At 59.6% G+C, this 21085-nt stretch carries 18 protein-coding genes; 13 read left to right on the top strand and 5 right to left on the bottom strand.

Features of this window, described 5'->3' with window-relative positions; all coding sequences use genetic code 11:
* Window positions 1–45: 45 nt before the first annotated feature.
* Window positions 46–717, bottom strand: a complete 672-nt coding sequence (locus GM608_RS00535; RefSeq protein ID WP_333644817.1) for a hypothetical protein — start codon at window positions 715–717, stop codon at window positions 46–48.
* On the opposite strand from GM608_RS00535, the gene GM608_RS00530 reads away from it, so the two are divergent.
* Genes GM608_RS00530 through GM608_RS00490 form a run of 9 tightly spaced genes read left to right on the top strand, consistent with a single transcriptional unit; the run spans window position 694 to window position 10188 of the window.
* A complete protein-coding gene (locus GM608_RS00530) occupies window positions 694–1017 on the top strand; it encodes a phosphopantetheine-binding protein (RefSeq protein WP_333644816.1) in 324 nt (107 codons plus the stop codon). The genes GM608_RS00535 and GM608_RS00530 overlap by 24 nt on opposite strands.
* Complete coding sequence (locus tag GM608_RS00525) at window positions 1017–2657, top strand: AMP-binding protein (protein ID WP_052349227.1); 1641 nt, start codon at window positions 1017–1019, stop codon at window positions 2655–2657. Before GM608_RS00530 ends, GM608_RS00525 begins: the two co-directional genes overlap by 1 nt.
* Window positions 2657–3568, top strand: coding sequence for a hypothetical protein (locus GM608_RS00520; protein ID WP_081562526.1), 912 nt, complete (start codon window positions 2657–2659; stop codon window positions 3566–3568). Before GM608_RS00525 ends, GM608_RS00520 begins: the two co-directional genes overlap by 1 nt.
* Before the next feature lie 4 nt (window positions 3569–3572).
* The gene (locus GM608_RS00515; RefSeq protein ID WP_103765733.1) at window positions 3573–4193 is read left to right on the top strand and encodes a LolA-related protein; all 621 of its coding nucleotides are present in this window, start codon (window positions 3573–3575) and stop codon (window positions 4191–4193) included.
* Window positions 4190–6508, top strand: coding sequence for an MMPL family transporter (locus GM608_RS00510; protein ID WP_248630799.1), 2319 nt, complete (start codon window positions 4190–4192; stop codon window positions 6506–6508). Before GM608_RS00515 ends, GM608_RS00510 begins: the two co-directional genes overlap by 4 nt.
* Complete coding sequence (locus tag GM608_RS00505; RefSeq protein ID WP_103765731.1) at window positions 6505–7710, top strand: beta-ketoacyl-[acyl-carrier-protein] synthase family protein; 1206 nt, start codon at window positions 6505–6507, stop codon at window positions 7708–7710. Before GM608_RS00510 ends, GM608_RS00505 begins: the two co-directional genes overlap by 4 nt.
* Window positions 7707–8504 (top strand): beta-ketoacyl synthase chain length factor, encoded by a 798-nt coding sequence (locus GM608_RS00500; protein ID WP_333644815.1) that lies wholly within the window; start codon window positions 7707–7709, stop codon window positions 8502–8504. The genes GM608_RS00505 and GM608_RS00500 overlap by 4 nt, the downstream gene beginning before the upstream one ends.
* Window positions 8491–8916, top strand: coding sequence for a hypothetical protein (locus tag GM608_RS00495; protein ID WP_043561832.1), 426 nt, complete (start codon window positions 8491–8493; stop codon window positions 8914–8916). The genes GM608_RS00500 and GM608_RS00495 overlap by 14 nt, the downstream gene beginning before the upstream one ends.
* 6 nt (window positions 8917–8922) lie before the next feature.
* Window positions 8923–10188 carry an NAD(P)/FAD-dependent oxidoreductase gene (locus GM608_RS00490; RefSeq protein ID WP_333644814.1) on the top strand — a complete coding sequence of 422 codons (1266 nt, stop codon included), beginning with the start codon at window positions 8923–8925 and terminating at the stop codon, window positions 10186–10188.
* A gap of 10 nt (window positions 10189–10198) precedes the next feature.
* Here the strand turns inward: GM608_RS00490 and GM608_RS00485 are convergent, their stop codons facing one another.
* Window positions 10199–11095 carry a LysR family transcriptional regulator ArgP gene (locus GM608_RS00485; RefSeq protein WP_154980887.1) on the bottom strand — a complete coding sequence of 299 codons (897 nt, stop codon included), beginning with the start codon at window positions 11093–11095 and terminating at the stop codon, window positions 10199–10201.
* Window positions 11096–11167: 72 nt separating this feature from the next.
* On the opposite strand from GM608_RS00485, the gene GM608_RS00480 reads away from it, so the two are divergent.
* Complete coding sequence (locus GM608_RS00480) at window positions 11168–11794, top strand: LysE/ArgO family amino acid transporter (protein WP_086431683.1); 627 nt, start codon at window positions 11168–11170, stop codon at window positions 11792–11794.
* An 83-nt stretch (window positions 11795–11877) separates the two neighbouring features.
* Here the strand turns inward: GM608_RS00480 and GM608_RS00475 are convergent, their stop codons facing one another.
* Window positions 11878–15468, bottom strand: a complete 3591-nt coding sequence (locus GM608_RS00475) for an autotransporter domain-containing protein (protein ID WP_333644813.1) — start codon at window positions 15466–15468, stop codon at window positions 11878–11880.
* Window positions 15469–15766: 298 nt separating this feature from the next.
* A complete protein-coding gene (locus GM608_RS00470) occupies window positions 15767–16222 on the bottom strand; it encodes an Rrf2 family transcriptional regulator (protein ID WP_043561842.1) in 456 nt (151 codons plus the stop codon).
* 187 nt (window positions 16223–16409) lie between these two features.
* On the opposite strand from GM608_RS00470, the gene cysK reads away from it, so the two are divergent.
* Window positions 16410–17411, top strand: a complete 1002-nt coding sequence (gene cysK, locus GM608_RS00465) for a cysteine synthase A (RefSeq protein ID WP_043561845.1) — start codon at window positions 16410–16412, stop codon at window positions 17409–17411.
* A 135-nt stretch (window positions 17412–17546) separates the two neighbouring features.
* Here cysK and GM608_RS00460 read toward each other — a convergent pair whose 3' ends face one another.
* Window positions 17547–18317 carry an SDR family NAD(P)-dependent oxidoreductase gene (locus tag GM608_RS00460; RefSeq protein WP_043561847.1) on the bottom strand — a complete coding sequence of 257 codons (771 nt, stop codon included), beginning with the start codon at window positions 18315–18317 and terminating at the stop codon, window positions 17547–17549.
* Between the two features lie 486 nt (window positions 18318–18803).
* Between GM608_RS00460 and tauD the strand changes: the two genes are divergently transcribed.
* Window positions 18804–19703, top strand: coding sequence for a taurine dioxygenase (gene tauD, locus GM608_RS00455; protein WP_081562534.1), 900 nt, complete (start codon window positions 18804–18806; stop codon window positions 19701–19703).
* A gap of 8 nt (window positions 19704–19711) precedes the next feature.
* Complete coding sequence (locus GM608_RS00450; RefSeq protein ID WP_086431680.1) at window positions 19712–21067, top strand: amino acid permease; 1356 nt, start codon at window positions 19712–19714, stop codon at window positions 21065–21067.
* Window positions 21068–21085: the final 18 nt, after the last annotated feature.

Genomic DNA, 21085 nt, shown 5'->3' with positions numbered 1-21085 from the left:
CCCAGCCAGATGACAGGCCTTAATGGCCAGCCAGAAACCTGCCATTCATTTCAGGTCCTTCCGCATGAAAACGGCACGGCCAGCCATGAAATTCTGCTTCAGGGTGGAATGGTCATAATGCCGGATGACGAGACGGCGGATGATCATCTCCACAGCAAAGAAAACGACCGCCGCAAGGCCTGTTCCTCCCTCAAGAGGCCAACGCCATGCCCTCTCATGTGGTGCCCAGAGCCACAACATGAGAGGGGCCAGCAGGGCAAGAGTGAAAAAAATGCTCCATGCCCATGTCACACCCACCGTATAACGCTGCACATCCGCCCGCAGGGGAGTCCCATGCACGACCCCGGCCAGCCGGGTCACCAATGGGACCTGCCCCCGCCTGAGAGAGCGGACAAACAGCCACAGCATCCCCCACAACATCAACCCGTAAATGGCCAGCTGGTCACACACTCTGGACAGGGCCGGAGCATACCACCCCAGTACCCCTACAACAGGTACGAACACGAACCAGCCCGGATGCCGTCCGGACAGCAGAGCGGCCAGCTGCATCATCAGGCCAAGACAGACACAGCCTGCGGACCAGCCAGCACTTTCCGGCACCAGACTGACCAGCCCAACACCCCCGAGCAGCAGGACCAGCCGCCATGACCGGGTTGCCCACCTCTTGCTGAAGGATAAACCCGATGCTAAACTGTGATAGACCTTCCCTATCATCAATGGATTAACCTCTTAGTGACGACAGTTTCCGCTTCTCACGATCAGACGCCTCTGGAACGTGAATTGGCTGCCCATTTGACAGAGGCCGTCCAGCTGGACATGGATCCCCTAGACATTGATCCCGAAATGCCCCTCTTTGGTGAAGGGCTGGGGCTGGATTCCATCGATGTGCTGGAAATAGCCCTCATGGTCAACACACAATACGGGATCAAGCTGGAATCACATGATGATGACAACCGCAAGATCTTTCACTCCCTCCGGTCTCTTGCACACCATATCAGCACACACCGTCCGGGCTGATGCCTGCCCTGCCTGATCTGTCCCTCATCACGACGCCGGGCCGCCCCGTCTTCCATACGGCTGCGGGGCCTCTGTGCGGCACGCAGCTTCTGTCCCATGCCTGGGCATTGGCCGAGCGGCTGCCAGAGCGCCCCATCATCAACCTGCACACCAATCTGGTCCAGTTCACGCTCGTCTTTCTGGCCGCCATGATGAAGGGGCAGTATTGCCTGCTCTCCAGCAATCATGCCGTTTCCCAGCTCATGGCCCTGCAACAGGCCCATGGAGCCCTCTGCACGGGGCCGTCCCTGCCTGAATCCCTGGCCAGCCTGACCCTGCCCCCCCTTGCCGAACTGACATCATCCCGTCAGGACAACATCCAGCTGCCTGCGGGGCACGAAGCAGCGCATGTCTTTACATCCGGCAGTACCGGGCAGGCCAAAGTCCATAAAAAACGCTGGGGAGAACTGGTTGCCCGCAGCCATGCTGCCCTGCCCCTTCTGGCACCGTCCCGTCCAGACGGGACAACCCTGCTGGGTACCGTACCCCCCTACCACATGTACGGTTTTGAGACACTCATCCTGCAAAGCCTGCATACACCAACCGCCACAGCCAGCGGCCCCTGCTTCTTCCCCGGGGATGTGGAAAAGCTGCTGGACAGCACGCCATCTCCCCACACGCTCATCACCACCCCCATCCATCTGCGCTCTCTCACGACGGCCAGAGCCAGACTGCCTGGGCTGGAACGCATCATCTCGGCATCTGCTCCACTCCCCCGGGAACTGGCTCTGGAGGCTGAAGAACGCTTCCATGCGCCGGTCATGGAAATTTATGGTGCCACCGAGACTGGTTCCATCGCCAGCCGCCGGACTGTCAGCCCCGATCCGTGGCAGCTCTATGACGGGCTGACCCTGACAGCCGACCCGACTGATGACCAGACCCATATCTGCATGGCTCCCCATGCCACGCCACATCCTCTGAATGATGTCATCACCATGCAGGGAGACCGCCATTTCCATCTGGTCGACCGCAAGGGGGACCTGCTCAAGATCGCTGGCAAACGAACCTCCTACGGAGCACTCAACAAGGCCCTGCTCCAGACGGATGGCCTCCTGGACGGCTGCTTTGCTCCCCTGTTCAGCGAGGAAGACCTGAAGGAAGACCAGCCCGAACCGACACGCCTGCAGGCCTTCATCGTTGCGGGAACCGAGGTGACCACCACAGCCATCATGCGGGCCCTCCGCCAGCATGTGGACCCGGTCTTCATGCCACGACGGCTTGTCCGCCTCTCCCGCCTGCCCCGCAACCCTGTCGGCAAACTGACACGGCAGGCACTGGAAGGTCTCATCCGGGACCATGCGGAGAAACGGGCCCATCCACCTTTTTCCATCCCGGCCAGCCATCCGGCCCTGCCCGGCCATTTTCCCGGTAACCCCACCGTACCGGGCATTACCCTGCTGGAACGGATATTCACCCTGCTGGAGCTGGACGTCCGTACGATCAGCACCGTGAAATTTCTCTCCGTCGTCCGGCCGGGCGACCCCATGCAGCTGCTTTCCAGCGCTCTGGGCAATGGACAGATACGCTTCACCCTCCATCACCTTTCCGGCCCCCTGAAAGGAACCGTCATTCTCCGGGGGCAGGCCGGGAGCCAGCCCTGATGCAGCGCAACACATGGCTCCGCCCGGAGAAAGGCAACAGCCTGACCATCCGGCTGCTGATATGGGTTGCCCTGAATCTGGGATACCGGGTCACCGCCCTGCTACGCTGGCCAGCCACACTCTATTATGCAGCTGTCTATTCCTCGGTCCGCCGGGCCTCGTGGCAGTACCTGTCCCACCTGCACCGTGCCGGCGCACTGCGCCGTCCTCACTGGGGCATGGTGCTGCGCCATATCCACGCTTACAGCACCAATACTCTGGACCGCATATACCTGCTCAGTGGCCGCTTCCCACGGGAAAACATCCACATCACCGGGCAGGACATCCTCCATGAAGCCCTGCACCAGAACAGGGGATGCATCATCATGGGGGCGCATATCGGATCATTCGATGCCCTGCGTCAATGCGGCCTGAATGCCTCTGTTCCGTTCCGCATGCTGATGTATCGCCGCTTCATCGGGGCCACATCCCGTTTCATTGAGGCCCTGGCACCGGGCTTCAATGCCGACATCATCGAGCTGGGGCAGCCAGACAGCATGCTGGCAACCCTCAAGGCCCTGCGGAACGGTGAATTCATCGGAATTCTGGCAGACAGGGCCCATGATGGTGGCCGCTCCATACCCATCCGCTTTCTGGGCGAGGAAGCTCCCATTCCCGCAGGTCCATTCCATCTGGCCAGACTGACCGGCGCACCGGTTGTGCTCGTCTCCGCCATAAGGCAAAAAAATGGCACCTACCATATTGCCTGCACAGGTCTGGCTGATACTCTTCTCCCGGAAACAGAGCCAGCCCCCGCACGGGAGGCGCTGCTCTCCCCCATGCAGGCTTATGTCCGCTGGATGGAAGAGCTGTGCCAGCGCCATCCCTACGCATGGTTCAATTTCTTTGATTTCTGGGAAAAAGGCCTCTGACATCATGAAATGCCTGCCCCTCTTCCTCCTTGTGCTGCCCCTCTTCTGGCGGGAGGCACAGGCAGACACTGCGGCCATGTCGCCTCCTGCCAGTGCCATCACCTCGCCCACCGCAGAGGAGGAGGCTCTGGCTGTCAACATCCTGCACCACATTGGTCTGGTCTCGCAGAGGGAAAACCACTTCACGGAGACACGCCAGCTGCACGCTCTCAAAGTGCCACTTCACAGCGAGGGAACACTCCGTTTCATTCCCCCCGATCGGGTGGAAAAACTCACCCTCACCCCTGTGCAGGACAGTTTCATCATGCAGGGGGACACGGCATGGCTCCGCCATGGCCAGACCCCCGCGCGGGCCGTACCACTACACATGAGCCCGGCGCTGCAGGTCATGGCCGCCACAATCCGGGGGCCGTTGCAGGGAGATGTCGCACTGCTCCAGCAGTATTACACGCTCTCCGCCACGGGTGACATGGGACGCTGGACCCTGACAATGACACCCCGCACACACGACACCGGCCAGATCGTCCGGCTCGTCCAGATACAGGGCCGCAACAACTCGCTGGACAGCCTTCATCTTGTCCTGGCCAATGGCGATGTGACCGATACAGCCATCACCTCACCATGAAACGCCGTCTCCCCCTTCTGCTGGCCCTGCTCGGTGCCATCATGGTGGCGGCGGCAACATTCTCTGCCATCCCCCTCCGCATGGGGATGCAGGCCTTCCTGCCCCGCCCCCATGACGCAGCGTCCCAGTTTCTGCTGGATGAGCTGAACCACGGGCCTACCCAGTCCATCATGATCGCCTCCATCAGGGGCAACGATACGGCCAGCCTGCTCCAGACCGGGCACAGATTCCATGAGGCTCTGGCCGCAACGGGGCAGTTCAGCCTCATTCTGGATGGCCCGGCCTCCCTCTCATGGCAGAAGGACCAGCCGCTTTTTTTCGCCCACCGTTATGGACTGGCCCCTCATGACCGGACACGCCTTTTCTCCCCGGACGCCCTGAAAGCCGATACTGCCCGGCTTTATGACCTCCTCCAGTCCATGGCGGCTCCACTGGTGGAGGATATCGGACTGAAAGACCCGACCGGCGCCTATGCCGACTATCTGGCCAGTCTGGAAAGCAGCACACCCCCCGCCAGCCTGGATGGCCTCTGGCTGACAGCAGACCACCATGCCACGCTCATGCTGCTCCAGCTTCGCCAGCCGACACTCGACCCCGCACAGCTGAAACACCTGCACCAGGCCATCCGGCAGGCTTTCGAGAACAGCAGGCCACCCCATGGCGGGGACTGCCAGCTGCTTCTGACAGGCTCCCCGGCTTTCTCCTTCATCGCCGCCCAGTCCCTCCGCCAGGACATGGACCGCCTCGCCCTTCTCTCCCTTCTCGTTGTGGTCGGCATCCTTTACTGGCGCTTCCGCTCTCTCTGGGTGCTGGCCACACTGGGCGTACCTTTCCTGCTCTCACTGTCCCTCTCCATGCTGGTAGTCCAGCTCTGTTTCGGCTGGGTTCATGGCATTGCAGTCGGCTTCGGCATGACCATGCTGGGTGTGTCGCTGGACTACCCTGTCCTTCTGCTGGGGCACCGGGACAGGGGGGAAGCCATTCCTGTCGTTCTGGGCCGCATTGGCACCAGCCTGAAACTGGCCACCCTCACGGCCATTGTCGGGCTGCTGAGCATGATCTTCTGTGGTCTGCCCGGCCTCATGGAACTTGGCCTTTTCTCCGCCACCGGGATTCTGACCGCCGCCTGCATCACTATCTGGATTCTGCCCCATCTGGTCACACAGGCTGACCTGGCCGCCCATCATCAGGGTATATCCCCCTCGCTGCTGCGCTGGGAGGCACTCCGCCGTTACCGTGTGCTCTGCCTTATGGTAGCACCTCCCGCCATGGCCGTGCTTCTGCTCCATCCCTTCAGGATCGAAAGACAGGGGGAAATCCTCAACCCCATCCCACCAGCCCTGCTGGAAGTGGACCATCAGCTGCACGAGCAGCTCGGCTCCCCCCAACCTGGTCTGATTGCCGTTGTCCACGCCCCGGACAGTGAACACATCCTGCAACAGGAGGAAGAGCTGCTCGGCCACCTGCCCGCCAGCCAGGACATGGACGATGCGGCCCGCCTGCTGCCCAGCAGAGCCCGCCAGCAGCAGCGGCTGGCCACCCTGCCCGCAGCGGACAGCATCCGGGCCAACCTCCAGACAGCCCTTCAGGCCTCCCCCTTCCAGCCCGAGGCTTTTGCCAACCTGCCAGAGGATGTGGAACAGGCCCGCCATCTACCACCTCTCGGGCTGGACGACATCGCCCATACAGCCGTGGGCCACCGCATCGATCTGCTGCTCATGGCCCGGCATGGTCTGTGGTATGGCCTCATCCTGCCCCGCTCACCTGCGGCATCTGCCTCTCTCGAGCGGCTTCACCAGCAAAAGCCTGACCTGCTGCTCGTCAACATGAAAACAGCCGTGGGAGACCTGCTGCGCCCCTATGTCCGAAAAGCGGCTTTCTGGCTGGCCACAGGGATTGCCGTTGCCCTGCTTACGCTGCTCGTCTGCCAACGCAGCCCGGCCTGCACGGGGCGTCTTGCCCTCACCCTTGGCCTGACAGGCCTGAGCGTGCTGGCCCTGCTGCGCCTTCACGGCCCTGTCTTTTCCATCATCCATATCGTGGCACTGGCCTTCGTGCTGGGTGTTGGCATAGATTACGCCCTCTTTTTCGGCCGCCCCCAGCTTGATGCCGCTGAGCGGACCCGGACACTCCGCACCCTGCTGACCTGCAACATGATGACCGTTCTCTCCTTTGCCATTCTGGCAAGCTGTCAAACCCCTCTCCTGCGGGAGCTGGGTCTCACCATTTCTTCTGGAGCCTTGTTCGCCATGATCTTCAGCTTCCTGCTGATGGGCACCATCCCAACCTCCTCCCAGCAGGGAGACCACGCATGACCGCATTGATCATCACGGCCGGAACAGCCATCAGCGCCATGGGGCGGGGCATGGAAGCCACCCGGACCTGTCTGCTGGAACAGCGCCAGACCCTCCAGCCTGACACGTTCCAGTCTCCGGGGCATGGCTATATCGGGCGCGTTGCCGGTGTGGAAGACCATCAGCTGCCAGGAGCCCTGCACCGGTTTGACTGCCGCAACAACAGGCTGGCCGACATGGCCCTGATGACCGATGATTTCATGGAGGCTGTCGCCGATGCCCGGGCCCATTATGGCCGCCATCGCCTTGCCGTTGTCATGGGCACCAGCACATCCGGCATCCTGACAACGGAAAAAGCCTATGCTGCCCGCAAAGACCGGGATGAAGCCCTGCCGCCGGATTTCCCCTATGACGGCACGCAGGACCTCTCCTCCCTGCCACGCTATGTGGCAGCCCGGCTGGATGTCACCGGGCCGATGCTGACAGTCTCCAACGCCTGCGCCTCCTCTACCCGTGCTTTCATTGATGCCGCCCACCTTCTGGCTACCGGTCTCTGCGATGCGGCCATTGTCGGCGGGGCGGACAGCCTCTGCCGCATGACACTCCAGGGCTTTGCCTCTCTCGGGCTGGTCTCGGCCCATCCCACCCGCCCCTGCGATGCCGGGCGCAGCGGTATTTCCATCGGCGAAGCCGCAGGCTTTGCCCTGCTGGAACGGGCCGATGGCCGGCCACGCCCTGCCCGGCCAGCCGGTTACCGTCTCCGCCTTCTGGGATATGGAGCCAGCAGTGATGGCCACCACATGTCCTCACCCGACCCGACAGGCAGCGGCGCCGCTCTCGCCATACAGAAAGCCCTGGCCCGGGCCAGCCTGCCACCAGAGGCCATAGGGTACATCAACATGCATGGCACGGGGACACCGGCCAATGACCAGATGGAAGACAGGGCCATGGCTTCCATCTTCGGCCGGGCCGTTCCCTGTTCTTCCACCAAAGGCTGGTCCGGGCACACATTGGGGGCCTCCGGAATTCTGGAGAGCATGATCTGTGCCATAGCCATACAGGACCAGTATCTACCACATTGCATGAACAGTCAGACGGTTGATCCTCTCTTCCAGAGTGATATTCTCCTTGCACCCCGCCACGGCAAGCTGAACTTCGTCATGAACAATTCTTTTGGTTTTGGTGGCACGAACAGCAGTCTCATCTTCGGACCACTGACATGATCATTTCCATCGCAGGTATCGGATGCTGGGGGGACGGCCTGCATGGTTGGGCGGAAGCGAAACCTGTCCTGCGAGGGGACACCCCCCATGACGGAACCAGCCTGACACTGCCCCCACCCGCCAGTCTGCCCGCCAATGAGCGCCGGAGAGCCAGCCAGGTCATCCGGCTGGCCATGCTCTGTGCCGAGGAAGCCTGCCAGCAGGCTGGGTGCCATGCCGGGGACCTGCCTGCCATCTTTGCCAGCTCCAACGGCGATGGTTTCATCATCAACCGTATTCTGGAGTCCCTCGCCAGCCCGGCAGGAGCTGTCTCACCCTCTCTTTTTCACAACTCCGTCCATAATGCGCCTGCCGGATACTGGATGATAAGCCACAAGAGCCACCAGCCTGCCGTCTCACTGGGGCTGCATGACGAAACCCTGCCAGCCGCCCTGCTGAAAGCGGCTGCCGAAGCCCATGCAGAGGAAAAGCCCGTTCTCTTCTGCCTGTATGATGCGCCCATTCCCGGGTCACTCGGCGCGGTCAGGCGGACCAGGGGCTCCTTTGGCTGTGCTCTCATCCTGACACCAGGCCGGGACACGTCACTCCAGCTTGCACTGTCCCTGAAAAATGGCAGGGATGTGCGTGACCCTTTTTCCTCCCTGCCTGAAAGCCTGGCAGACATGGCCCGCCACAATCCTGCGGGCCAGATACTGCCCCTGCTGCAGGCCATTGCCTGCGGGCAGGATCAGTCCATTTCCCTGCCCTACGGGGCCAACCATATGACAATTGCGCTGACCCATGCTCAACCGTGATGCCATCCTCCGCCATATCCCCCACCAGGGAGCCAGCTGCCTGCTGGATGCTGCGAACCATTGGGATGAAACACAGCTTGAAGCCACGACCCACCTCCATAACGACCCGGCCAACCCCTACCGGGTGGCGGGCCAGCTGCCCCCCGTCACCGGCGTGGAAATGGCCATGCAGGCGGCTGCCCTGCATGGCGCGCTGACAGCCCATGAGGCACGGCAGGGGTGGCTGACCAGTATCCGGGATGTCCAGATCCACTGTGACCGGCTGGACAATCCCGACTGGCCGCACCTCATCATCACCGTCATCCAGAAGCACCAGGCCCATGGCGGCATGATCTACGATTTCACCCTGCGGACCCCCTCTGCCAGACTGCTGATGGCCGGAACGGGTACCGTCATGCTCCCAACGGAATAAACCACCATGACCCAGTCCCCTCTCCCCTGTGATGTCCTGATCATCGGCGGTGGCCCCGCTGGCAGCACGGCTGCCACCGTTCTGGCCCGACGCGGGCTGGATGTCATCATGCTGGAAAAAAACCAGCATCCCCGCTTCCACATCGGTGAATCCCTGCTGGCCTGCAACCTGCCCATACTGGAGACGCTCGGTGTGCTGGACGATGTCGCAGCCATGGGGGTCTACAAACCCGGAGCCGAATTCGTGACAGATACCGGGGAAGGACGGCTTTCATTCCCCTTCCGTTACGCCATCGACCCGCAGGCAGATCATGCCTATCAGGTTCGCCGATCAGAATTTGATGAGCTGCTCTTCCGCAATGCCGCCAAAGCAGGCGCAAAGACCTTTGAAAAAACCCGTGTCACGAAGGTCACCTTCCCGACACCGGATGCTCCCCTCGTGGAAGCAAAAACGGATGGAGAAAATCCCCGTTTCTTCACCCCACGATTCATTCTGGATGCGTCCGGCCGGGATACGCTCATGCTCCGCCAGCATGGAAAGAAATACAGCGACCTCCGCAACAACAAGGCCGCCATTTTCAGCCACTTCCGCAATGTCCCCCGGGCAGAAGGCGAAGGAATGGAGGGCTATATTTCCGTCCATCTCGTCAAGGGTGGGTGGTTCTGGATGATTCCCCTGCCGGATGACATCATGAGTGTCGGCTTCGTGGGGGACCATGACAGCTTTAAAAATCACGGTGGCTCGCTGGATACTCTCTTCTGGAAGACCGTACAGTCCAGCCCCAGCGTACGGGAACGCATGAGCCAGGCGGAAGCACTGGCACCACTCACCACGACCGGCAACTACTCTTACAAGGGGAACAAGGCCTGGGGAGAGCGCTATTTCATCATCGGTGATGCTTTCGGCTTTCTGGACCCCGTTTTCTCATCAGGAATCATGCTGGCCATGCAGGGAGCACTCCGCGGCGCCGATGTTGCCAGCGCCTGGCTGCTTGATCCAGCCCGGGGGCGCAGGGCCGCCCGCCAGGCTGAACGTAAAACAAGACAGGAAATGCGGCTGATCGGCTGGCTCGTCTATCGCATCAACGACCCGCTGCTGCGCTACTTCTTCATGCGGCCAAAGAACAGTCCGCTCCGGATGCGGGATGCCATCATCTCGCTTCTTGCAGGCAACTTCTCGCCCTCATGGCGGATCATGCTCCCCTTCCGGGCCTTCACGGCCATTTTCGCTTTTGCCAAGCGCTTCGGCCGCCAGCAGGGGAAAAACGCCTGATCAGACCGGATCAATCAGTCAACCACTCTGCCGCCACACGCTGCACGTTCTGGCTCAGCCGGTTCAATGCCGAACCATAAAGGCGGGGGACTGACCAGAAAAGCGGCATGGAAGGCCGGTGCGCTGGGGGCAGTTCCACCAGGGCACCGCTGCGCAGGTGATGCTCCACAAGCGGCAGAGGATGCATGGCCCAACCAAGACCATGAAGGCAGAGGTCCAGAAACGCTGTGGAAGAACGTATCCAGCAGGCGGGAGCACCCAGCGTGACGCCATATACTGCCTCTGCCCACCGGGCCTGAAACATATCCCGCCGATCGAACCGCAGATAGGGAGCCTTCTGCACGGTTTCGGCCGTCACGCCCTGAGAAAAATGCACCCCCATGAAGGACGGGCTGGCGCAGGCCACATAAACCATGCGCCCCAGCGAGACCGTTCTGCACCACGGGAGCGGATCGGACGATGCCGTCACAGCAGCCATGACATCCCCGGACCGCAGCCGCTCCGCCGTACAGCTCTCATCATCAATGGAAATATCCAGTGTTATGGCAGGGTCCTGCCGGGCAAAGGCCATCATGGCATGAGAAAACCACGTCGTGATGCTGTCTGCGTTGACGGCAAGTTTCACCGTAGCCGGAAGTGTGGCCCCTCTGTCCTGCCAGGCCAGCCGGGCGGCCAGATCACTCTCCAGCACCCTGACACAGTCGAAATGACGGCAGAGCATCGTCCCGAGTTCTGTCAGCCGACATGGCTGCCCACGAATGACCAGAACACCCCCCAGACGTTCCTCAAACCCACGGACACGCTGTGAAACGGCAGACGGTGTCAGCCCGAGTACAGCGGCTGCCCTCTCGAAACTACCTTCCCGCACGACAGCACTAACAGCTGTCAGGGCGGCGTAATCGAACATGATGAAGTTTTCCTTCATTCAGTGAAATAAAATAAGCTGTTCTGTATATACCCTGCCTGTCATAGACGGGCCATGCACACGATCATCACCCCCATCATGACCGGTTTCTGCCTTGGCGCCTCTGCCATCATCGCTGTTGGAGCCCAGAATCTTTTCATTCTGCGACAGGGCCTGAAGCGGGAGCATGTCCTGCCCATCATCCTGCTCTGCGCCAGTGTGGATGCGGTCTTCATCACAGCCTCCGTCCACGGCGTTGGAAAAGTTGTCGCCGCCATGCCGTTCTTTACGGACATCCTGACCTATGCTGGCGCTGCTTTCCTCATCTGGCAGGGCCTCTCTGCCTTACGCCACATGACAACCAGCAGCTCTGTCACACTGGAAGACCAGCCTCCGCAGAGCCTGCGCAAAGTCATTGCCATGACCTGCGGCTTCACACTGCTGAATCCTCATCTGTATCTGGATACGGTGCTTCTCATGGGGTCTGTCAGCCTCACCCAGCCTGAAGGCAGCCGCTCATGGTTCGGACTTGGTGCCGTACTGGCCAGTTTTGTCTGGTTCCCCCTGTTGGGTTACGGAGCCAGAGTGCTGCGTCCCTTTTTCAGCAATCCACTCTCATGGCGAATTCTGGATGGGGTAACTGCCGCCATCATGCTCACCCTGGCAGGAACACTGCTCTATCACGCTGGCCTGGCAGGGTAAGCCTGCGCCCCCCCTGACACGGCAGACACAAAAAAGGCCGCCCATGATGGACGGCCTTTTTCCTGATCCATTCCTGACGCCTGTCAGAACTGCACTTTGACGGACCCTGTAGCACCACTGTCCATGGCATGCTCGCCATACTGCCCCGTGTAGGACAGGTCGAGATCCACAGAATCCGTGACCCGGGCAGCTACACCCGCCTTGATCACAGCAGCATCACGGGACAGCAGCACGCCATTGACATTCATGCCACTGCCATCACCCATGAAACGTTCCGTCCTGCTGGAGCCGAGGCTGCCATAGGCACGGCGGTAAGCCCCCATGGCATGGGCCCGCAGCCACATCTCTCCAATCTGGAAGCTACGTGCCACACGGAAACCAAAGCTGGTGAAGCCCACGCTACGATCCTTGGACTGACCATACAGGGCAGCCACGCCATGCTCCTGGAAACGGCCTGCGTACTGGTTGACGTAGGACCCCTCGAAGAAAGGTTCAAACTGGAACTTGTCAAAGTCAAACTTGTAGCTCAGCTCCGTAAAGGCACGGGCCGTCCCGTTACGGTAATTGCTGGTCTGCCGGCCACCAAAATCAGCCACCTGCACATGCCGACGCATGTTCATCAGGTTCCAGGTGTAGAAGGCCCCCAGACGCAGATTGAAGCGTCCCCAATGAGACCCGGCATAACTGCCCAGGCTGATGTTGTTGCTGTTACCAGACGAGTTGCTCGTCCCATTGGCATTGAACATGGAATGCCCGTAGGCAATCATGCCACCCACACGCCACCGGTCATCAACTGGTGTATCCACACCCATAACGAATCCGGCTGTCTGATGGTGCAGCAGGCTTGCGTTCCCGCCGCCACCATTATGCCCCAGGCTGCCATAAGCCTGACCCCACATGATGGTGTGGTCGCTGTGGCACTGGGATTCCTTGCGCCGCGTGTAGAAATTGTAATGCCCCTGGGCGGACATTTTTCCATCACCATCACAGCCTGCCTCAACCAGACGGTCCAGCACGGCCTGTTCCAGCAGATAGCTGTCCTGGATCAGGGCAGTCCGGGCAGATGCGTGGATGTCACCAGAGAGATTACCCAGTGCACGACGGGCCTCACCAGCGGAACTGACGCCTGTCATGGCCTGCACCACGCTACTGCCACTGGCCATGCCATCAAGTGCATGGCCAACTTCACGCTCGTTCTGGTTCCCCGCCACGCTGCTGAAGGAGACCTTATTACGGGCATAGACCACGTCCACGGCCTGATTCTCGAACGCCAGATAAGGCGACACGAACAGGCCATCTGGCAGATTGCCTGTCAGGGCGTTGTCATGATTGGCACTGACCGTCCCTGTTGCTGTGAGGATACGATAACCATCCCCTGCATAGATACGGTCATTGTCGTTCTTCACAACATTGAGGGTCGCACTGTTCAGCTGGGCATCACCATTCACATGGATCAGGCCACTATTGAGCTGACGGTAGGAGCCTGTCAGCGAACGGCCGGTCGTATCGATCGTACCATTCTGGCGGCTATACCCCTGAACGTTGTTCAGCGTGATGTAGGAGTTGGACGAAACCGGTGTGGAGCTTGCGCCCACGGACAACACAGACTGGTGACCCGCAGTGCCATTCATTGTCAGGGCCGTTCCCTGATGCCCGGCAGCACCGATATTCAGGGTTCCGCTGCTCTGGTTCCAGTTAGCCTCAACGGTACCACCTGCCGCAACTGTCGTGACGGCAGCAGCCCCATTATCTGTTGTGTTACCTGTCAGACGGGCACCATCCTCAACCGTGATCCCGGAAGAAGAAGAATTGTTGCTGTCAGACGCCTGACCATACCCGGAAGCAACGGCCAGCGTCGTGTCCTTGCCCGACACGACCGTCTCACCCTGGTAGCTGTTGTCATGATTGGCCACATACAGCGTACCGCCGCCTGTTGCCGTCAGACCGCCAGTCCCCGTCAACTTGCCTGTCAGATAGGTGCTCTGCTGGTTTGTATCGAATGTCCCATGCCGGACAGCCTCCCCGGAGGGAGTCCCATCGGACAGATAGACATTGGAATCCACATGCAGGTCGCTGCCCTGACGGTTCTGGATGACGCCGTTACCGTACAGGACCACGCCACCATTCTCCTTGGCAGACGTCCCATTCGTCTGGGTGGCATCACTGCTGATACCACTGCTGCCGTTCGTGTCGCCAGCAACCAGAGTACCGGTTGCTGCCCCGGCATTGGACTGATCCTCACCACCAACCCGCAGCTGACCATCGCTCATGATATGAACATTGCCAGCATTGTTGATGGTACCACCAGCAGTCACACCGGCATAATAGCGGGGTGCTGTACCATTGCCCTCACCAATGACCATGCCACCCTGACCAACATTCAGCTGACCACCGGGCTGGGTCACACCACCTTCGGCAGAACCAACAGTCAGAGAGCTGTTAGAGGCCAGGTGCCCGTCCGTGTCCTCGCCACTAACGGCCACGCCATAGGCTGTCACCTCACCACCCTTCTGGATGCTCAGATGACCGGTCCCCTGCTGGCCAACAACGAGGTTCCCCGTGTCGCCGCTACCCGTCAGATCCATTCTGGACTGGACATTGCCACTGGCATTCTGCCCGTCACCGACCGTCACATACCCAACGGACCCAGCCTGATTCCCGAGGGTGACATTGCCATCCGTGGTGACCGTACCGCCATTCCGGACATTCAGCGCCCCCTGGCCCTGGTCACCGACAACCATCTGTACGGCCTGGTCCCCATCCTTCTTGGCTGTCAAGGACGAACCGGAGCCATCAACCGTCACGCTACCCTGGGAGCCAGCACTGCCACCGACAACCACATCGCCACCCACAACGGCCTTGCCGCCCTGCGTGACAGACAGGTTGCCCTCGCCATCAGCCCCAACAAACATGCCACCAGCACCAACGGTCAGACCGCTGCCTGCCCCGGTAACAGACACATCACCCTTGCCGGAGGCCTGGTTGCCGATAGCGACAGTCATGGCACCCACCTGGCCACCATTCTGGACAATCAGACGGTTTTCCTGCCTCGTATCGCTGGCACCGTAGCTCTGATCGCCATTGCCAACAATCAGCTGACCATAAGGCTGCATGACCTTGCCATCACTGTCTGTCTGGCCACGCAGCAGCAGGATGCCATCCTTGTCCACTGTCAGCGTACCAGAATCGTTGGCGGCCAGACCAACTATCGTTGCCCCCCCGGAAGTGATGCCACCAACCTTGCCATCACTGCCTGTCAGGGTCAAAGATCCATTACCACGGACAAACGTACGCCCATTATAGACATTCTGCCCCGTGAACGTCACGTTGTTGGGCTGGGTCTGCTGCGTCTGATTGACAGTCTCGCCCGTATTGACATCAACACCACCGGCCTGGTCGATGGCGGCTGTCTGATCAGCACTCCCACGGATGGAACCCGAGAAGGTCTGATCCGTTCCATCTCCTTTGACACGATAGATATCGCTGCCCGTATTGATGACGCTCCCCTGATCGGACAGGTTCGTCACTTCCTTGACGGACGGCTCCTGACCATTGATCGATACCGGCGTGGCCGCCGAGACCGTGTCCGCAGCCTGGGCAGGCGTAAGGACAGGCCCGAAAGGCGTTACCTCCACACAGAACAAAGCTGCTGTAAAGAAAAGTTTATTCCGCATGACTTTCCCCGCACCCGTACTCCATTGCAGTCCTCTCCTCCCAACAATGCCAGAAAACAGACTGCCCCCCCGGAAGGGCACAGTCCAATGAGAAGAGCGACTATGTTCATCGAAAAGTAATATAAAATTAAAATTAATACAAGTTTTTTGTTAAGCCAATAATAACCATAATGAAACCATATTTTCACTCTATTATGACCGAGCGAGCTCGTGATGCCGACATGACAGAGCCCCTCCGGAATCAGCAGAAATGCTGTCCGGACATGGAGAAGCAGTCTCATCAAAAAAGAGAGGGATCTTATATGGTGAAGGAAATGGGCGCCTGTCTGGGCCGCTCCAGCCCTTCACGCTCGGCCTTCTGGAGAAGATCAGCCAAGGTGATCGCTGAAAGCCGATCCTTGATTCCTTCATTCAGATCAGCCCACAATGGTGCAATCACCAAAGACTGGAGGGGACTGCCATCCCGCTCCTGCAAGGCAGCCACCTGGTCCCGCACACCAACAGCACAGACAATCTCGTGCAGGCTGACCACCCGTGGGGACCGTCCCAGCCGGTATCCCCCTTTTGGCCCACGAACACTGTCCAGAAGCTCCGCCCGTGAAAGAGCCTGGAGCACCGGCTCGATTCCACGCCTCAACAGACCGCTGCGCCTGGCTATGTCCGCGCCACTCACGACCCCGGACCGTCCGGCATAAAAGGCCACATCAAGCATGATGGACAGGGCCGTCAGGATACGATCGTTTTTCAGATACATCATTCACTCTTCAGCCATCAAAGCGTCAGCCTCCTTTTAGCCCATCTCGCGTTATAAGAAAGAAAATTATGCGAATGTTTCGCGATCCTTTACCGTTTCTTCTCCAGTCTTTCCAAAGCGACATGACGAATACCGGGCAGACCTGCTAGTCTTGTTCTTACATTCATCATGGCAAGGAGTACCAACGATGACAGAACCTCGCTCATCAGATTTTCCTTTCCCTCTTTCCACGACCCCGTTCGCAGCCCCCCGTGGGCATGTCTATCCTTCTTTCATGGAAGTCGTGGGCGGCACTCCGCTAGTGGCCGTTCCCCGACTGACAGAAAAGGAAGGGTTGAAAGCCAACCTGCTGCTCAAGCTGGAGTTCTTCAACCCTCTGGCCTCCGTCAAGGACAGGATCGGCGTGGCCATGCTGCGGGAAGCACAGGAAAAGGGACTGATCACACCGGGCAAGTCCGTTCTCGTGGAGCCGACATCCGGCAATACCGGCATCGGCCTCGCTTTTGCGGCAGCCTCCATGGGCTACCGGATGATTGTCACCATGCCGGAAAGCGCCTCGATGGAGCGGCGTAAAATGCTGGCCCTGATGGGAGTGACCCTGGAGCTGACCCCCGCCCCACAGGGCATGAAAGGGGCCATCAGCAAGGCACAGGAAATCCTTGAAAAAACCGAAAATGCCTGGATGCCCAGCCAGTTCACGAATCCAGCCAATCCGAAGGTTCATGCCGAGACAACCGCTGAAGAAATCTGGACAGACACGGCCGGTGCCGTAGATGCCGTCGTGGCAGGTCTGGGTACTGGAGGAACGGCGTCCGGCATTGCCCATGCTCTCAAGCCACGCAAGGAAGGGCTGAAAGTGTTTGGTCTTGAGCCCTCCGAAAGTGCCGTCCTCAATGGTGACGATCCTGGCCCGCATGGCATCCAGGGGCTTGGCCCGGGCTTCAAGCCCGATACGCTGGACATCCGTGCGCTGGACAAGGTCATCCCCGTCACCGAGCATGATGCCCTGACGACAGCCCGCCTCTGCGCCCGCACGGAAGGTCTGCCCATTGGCATTTCCGCTGGAGCAGCCCTGTTTGCCGCCATGGAGCTCGCCAAAAAAGACGAATGGGCTGGCAAGACCATCGTAGCCATCGTGCCTGACTTTGCCGAGCGTTACCTTTCAACGGCTCTGTTCTCCGGCCTTTGAGAGACCTGATCCCGCCTGCCAGACCGTAGGCTACTCTCCGGCTGGCAGACATGCAGCGATGAAAAAAGCCTCCGTTCCCGGCATGGGAACGGAGGCTTTTTTTAAAGACTCGCGGGCCTGCTTCGGCCCTGCGCCTTACTCGGCGGTATAACCACCGTCGATCACCAGCTCGGTTGCCGTGACGAACTTGGATTCGTCAGAGGCCAGGTACAGAACACCGTAGGCCACGTCTTCCGGCGTGCCCAGATGACCGACCGGATGGATGTCCACCAGATGCTGATAGGCGGCCTTGTCGGTACGGGTCAGCTCATCAACCAGCGGTGTCTGGATGTAACCCGGGCAGACACTGTTGATGCGGATCTTGTACCCGCTGCGGGCACAATGCAGGGCAGCAGACTTGGTGAGCATCTTCACGCCGCCCTTGGAGGACCCATAGGCAGCCAGATTCGGGATACCAACCAGTGCAGAGCTGGAACACATGTTGACGATGGAACCGCCCTCACCGCCATTCAGCTCCCGCATGATCTCGACGGCATATTTGGTGCCGAGGAACACACCATCCAGATTGATGGACTGCACACGGCGCCAATCCTCCAGAGACGTGCTCTCGATGGTCCCGTCATAGGCGATGCCAGCGTTGTTGACGACAATGTCCAGACGGCCATCATGCTCCTTGATGGCAGCCATCGTCTTCTTCCACTCGTCTTCCTTGGCCACGTTCAGGGGCAGGAAGCAGGCCTTGCCGCCAGCCTTGCGGATTTCTTCCACAACCTCTTCACCACCCTTCGGGTTGAGGTCAGCCACGATGACCTTGGCACCTTCCTTGGCCAGAACCTTGGCAATCCCCTTGCCAATGCCGCTGCCGGCGCCTGTCACGAGTGCAATCTTTCCAGCAATCCGTCCCATCTGTCATCTCCTCAGATAAAGGTGTCTGTTGTCACGCTACTCTCTTTGCATGAAAGGTCTTTGATTTATATCAAATTAACTACTGCCCTCTGCCACTCCATTACTGTTTCCCGTCATCGACTCCATCATGCTCCGCAGTCTTCAGCGCTTTTTCATTCAGCATCCATTAATGCATATCATCCATGCCCTTACAGCACTCCCACATGGCCCGATGGGGAGCCGGTCCCCCATCGCATGCCACAATAACCGGGCCATCAATTAATACGAAATAATATAGTTGTTTATAGAGAGCTGGAAAAAGCACGCTACCAGGCCTTTCACTCAGCAGGATCACTTCACAAAAATATATATAAAACAGTATGTTATGAAAAAATTTACTCAAAATGACATTTTTCACTTTCAAATAAGATGAAATACCCCATTATGACATTCGGATATGTTGTTTTATAAAATAACTATCATAATTCGTTTTATGGAGTTCCTACCATGGCTTCCACCGCTGCTGCTTTCGCTCCGCTACACCATGCCCCGGTCACCCTGAAGGCCATCCCCCTCAGCCCGGCCATCGGCGCCATCGTAGAAGATGTGGATATTTCACAACCCCTGTCTCCGTCGCAGAAGAACGACATCCACGAGCTGCTTCTGCGCCATCAGGTCCTCTTCTTCCGTAAACAGACCATCACACCCAAACAGCAGCGGGACTTTGCCCGCAACTTTGGCAAGCTGCATCTCCACCCCATATTCCCGACCGTCCCCGACGTGCCGGAAGCCATCGTGCTGGATACCGCCAAGAACGACCTGCGGGACAATGCCCTGTGGCATACGGATGTCACCTTCCAGCAGGAACCGCCAAAAGCTGCCGTGCTGACCAGCCGCCTCCTCCCGGAAACAGGCGGGGGAGATACGATCTGGGCCAGTGGTACCGCTGCCTATGATGCCCTTTCCGACGGCATAAAACAGCGCATCGACACGCTGACAGCCCAGCACGACTTTCTCCGCTCCTTTCCTGTCTCCCGTTATGGCCGCACGGATGAAGAACGGAAAAAATGGGCTGAAACACGCAACAATTTCCCACCCGTGACCCATCCTGTCGTCCGCATCCACCCGGAAACGGGAGCAAAGGGGCTGTTTGTCAGTGAAGGCTTCACGACCGAAATCAACGATGTGGACCCCGAAGAAAGCGCTGCCCTGTTGGCTTATCTGACCCGTCATGCCACAAAACCTGAGTTCTCCGTCCGCTGGCGGTGGGAAGAGGGTGACGTTGCCTTCTGGGACAACCGCATCACGCAGCATTATGCCGTGAATGACTATCTCCCCGCCCGGCGGATCATGAACCGCATCACCATCATCGGGGACCGCCCCTATGGCCCCGGTCAGAAAGGATAACGTACCCGATGAGCCAGCCTCCTGCGTCACCGTCATCCTCGTCCGGTGCCCCTGCCGCAAGCCGTTTCAAAGGGCTGCATGTCGCCATGATCTCCATTGGCGGCATCATCGGGGCGGGGCTGTTCGTCGGAACGTCCGCCACCATCGCCGCAGCCGGTCCTGCTGTCCTGCTGTCCTATCTGGCAGCGGGAATCGTCGTCTGGCTGGTGATGCGTCTGCTGGGAGGGCTGGCCATCAACGCACGGGGGCAGGGGTCCTTCATCACCCACATCGCCACCCATAACGGCCCCAGGGCAGCCTTCATTACAGGCTGGAGCTATGCCTTCCTCTGGGCCGTGACGGCCGGAGCACAGGCCGTTGCCGGTGGCATGATCATCGGACGGCTGGCAGGCGTTGCCCCCCTCTGGGGAGCGCTTGTCCTTGTTGCCATTGCCTGGACGATAAACCGTCTCTCCCTGCGCCATTACGGGCAGGCGGAAACAGGTCTCTCCATTTTCAAACTGCTCTTTCTGGGCGGTTTCATCGCCCTCGGCCTGGGCTGGCTGGCTCTCTCCGGCCATCCCTTCGCCATAGCGCTCGACAACATCACCGCACATGGAGGCATCTTCCCCAAAGGAAGCTGGGCTGTCATCGGGGCTGTCCCCATGATCGTGCAGACCTTCACCGGCTGCGAGATTGCCATCATCGCCGCAACGGACAGTGACCGCCCCCTGCGGGCCATTGCCCATACCATGCGGCGCCTCCCTTTGCAGGTCCTGTTCTTCTACGCCGGGTCGGTACTGGTCATCATCTCCCTGTTGCCGTGGAATGGTGTGCATGTAGGGCAGTCCCCCTTCCTGAGCGTGCTGGAATATCTCCGTGTTCCGCTGGCCCGCTACGCCGCCATTGCCGTAACACTGGTCGCTGTCCTCTCCTGCCTCAATTCAGCTGTTTATGTCGTGTCCCGCACCTTGCGGGAACTGGCCGATCTGCGCCTCGCCCCGCAGAAACTGACAGAAGAAACAGACCGGCAGGTCCCCATCTGGTCCCTGCGCCTGACCACCCTGCTGGAGCTGGCTGTCATCGCTGCTGCCATCGGCTCGCCGGAAACACTCTATCCCGTTCTTCTCGGCTCATCAGGCGGGCTGATCCTGTTCATCTATTTCATGATCGCCATCGCCTACTGGCTCTGGGCCCGGCAGTCACAGACAGCCACGGCCCTGCCGCTGGCCAAGGGACTGGCCGTGCTCATCCCCGTTCTTGGAGCCATCCTGCTCATTCTGCCCTCCGCACGCGGGGATGCCCTGCTGTCACTCGCCGTCATTCTGCTTCTGACGCTGACCAGCCTGACTTTCATCACCCGGCGATGTCTGAACAGGGCCTGATACCTCTCTCATAAAACC

The sequence above is a fragment of the Bombella sp. ESL0380 genome, assembly GCF_009725805.1.
Classification (GTDB): Bacteria; Pseudomonadota; Alphaproteobacteria; order Acetobacterales; family Acetobacteraceae; genus Bombella; species Bombella apis.
Note: the sequence above shows the minus strand (reverse complement) of the source record. Positions and strands in the feature narration are given on the sequence as shown.

Bases quoted from the DNA above. Each gene is read 5' to 3' on its own strand.
- GM608_RS00525 (WP_052349227.1), top strand. From the start codon at position 1,017: ATGCCTGCCCTGCCTGATCTGTCCCTCATCACGACGCCGGGCCGCCCC.
- GM608_RS00520 (WP_081562526.1), top strand. From the start codon at position 2,657: ATGCAGCGCAACACATGGCTCCGCCCGGAGAAAGGCAACAGCCTGACC.
- GM608_RS00515 (WP_103765733.1), top strand. From the start codon at position 3,573: ATGAAATGCCTGCCCCTCTTCCTCCTTGTGCTGCCCCTCTTCTGGCGG.
- GM608_RS00510 (WP_248630799.1), top strand. From the start codon at position 4,190: ATGAAACGCCGTCTCCCCCTTCTGCTGGCCCTGCTCGGTGCCATCATG.
- GM608_RS00505 (WP_103765731.1), top strand. From the start codon at position 6,505: ATGACCGCATTGATCATCACGGCCGGAACAGCCATCAGCGCCATGGGG.
- GM608_RS00500 (WP_333644815.1), top strand. From the start codon at position 7,707: ATGATCATTTCCATCGCAGGTATCGGATGCTGGGGGGACGGCCTGCAT.
- GM608_RS00495 (WP_043561832.1), top strand. From the start codon at position 8,491: ATGCTCAACCGTGATGCCATCCTCCGCCATATCCCCCACCAGGGAGCC.
- GM608_RS00490 (WP_333644814.1), top strand. From the start codon at position 8,923: ATGACCCAGTCCCCTCTCCCCTGTGATGTCCTGATCATCGGCGGTGGC.
- GM608_RS00485 (WP_154980887.1), bottom strand. From the start codon at position 11,095: ATGTTCGATTACGCCGCCCTGACAGCTGTTAGTGCTGTCGTGCGGGAA.
- GM608_RS00480 (WP_086431683.1), top strand. From the start codon at position 11,168: ATGCACACGATCATCACCCCCATCATGACCGGTTTCTGCCTTGGCGCC.
- GM608_RS00475 (WP_333644813.1), bottom strand. From the start codon at position 15,468: ATGCGGAATAAACTTTTCTTTACAGCAGCTTTGTTCTGTGTGGAGGTA.
- GM608_RS00470 (WP_043561842.1), bottom strand. From the start codon at position 16,222: ATGTATCTGAAAAACGATCGTATCCTGACGGCCCTGTCCATCATGCTT.
- cysK (WP_043561845.1), top strand. From the start codon at position 16,410: ATGACAGAACCTCGCTCATCAGATTTTCCTTTCCCTCTTTCCACGACC.
- GM608_RS00460 (WP_043561847.1), bottom strand. From the start codon at position 18,317: ATGGGACGGATTGCTGGAAAGATTGCACTCGTGACAGGCGCCGGCAGC.
- tauD (WP_081562534.1), top strand. From the start codon at position 18,804: ATGGCTTCCACCGCTGCTGCTTTCGCTCCGCTACACCATGCCCCGGTC.
- GM608_RS00450 (WP_086431680.1), top strand. From the start codon at position 19,712: ATGAGCCAGCCTCCTGCGTCACCGTCATCCTCGTCCGGTGCCCCTGCC.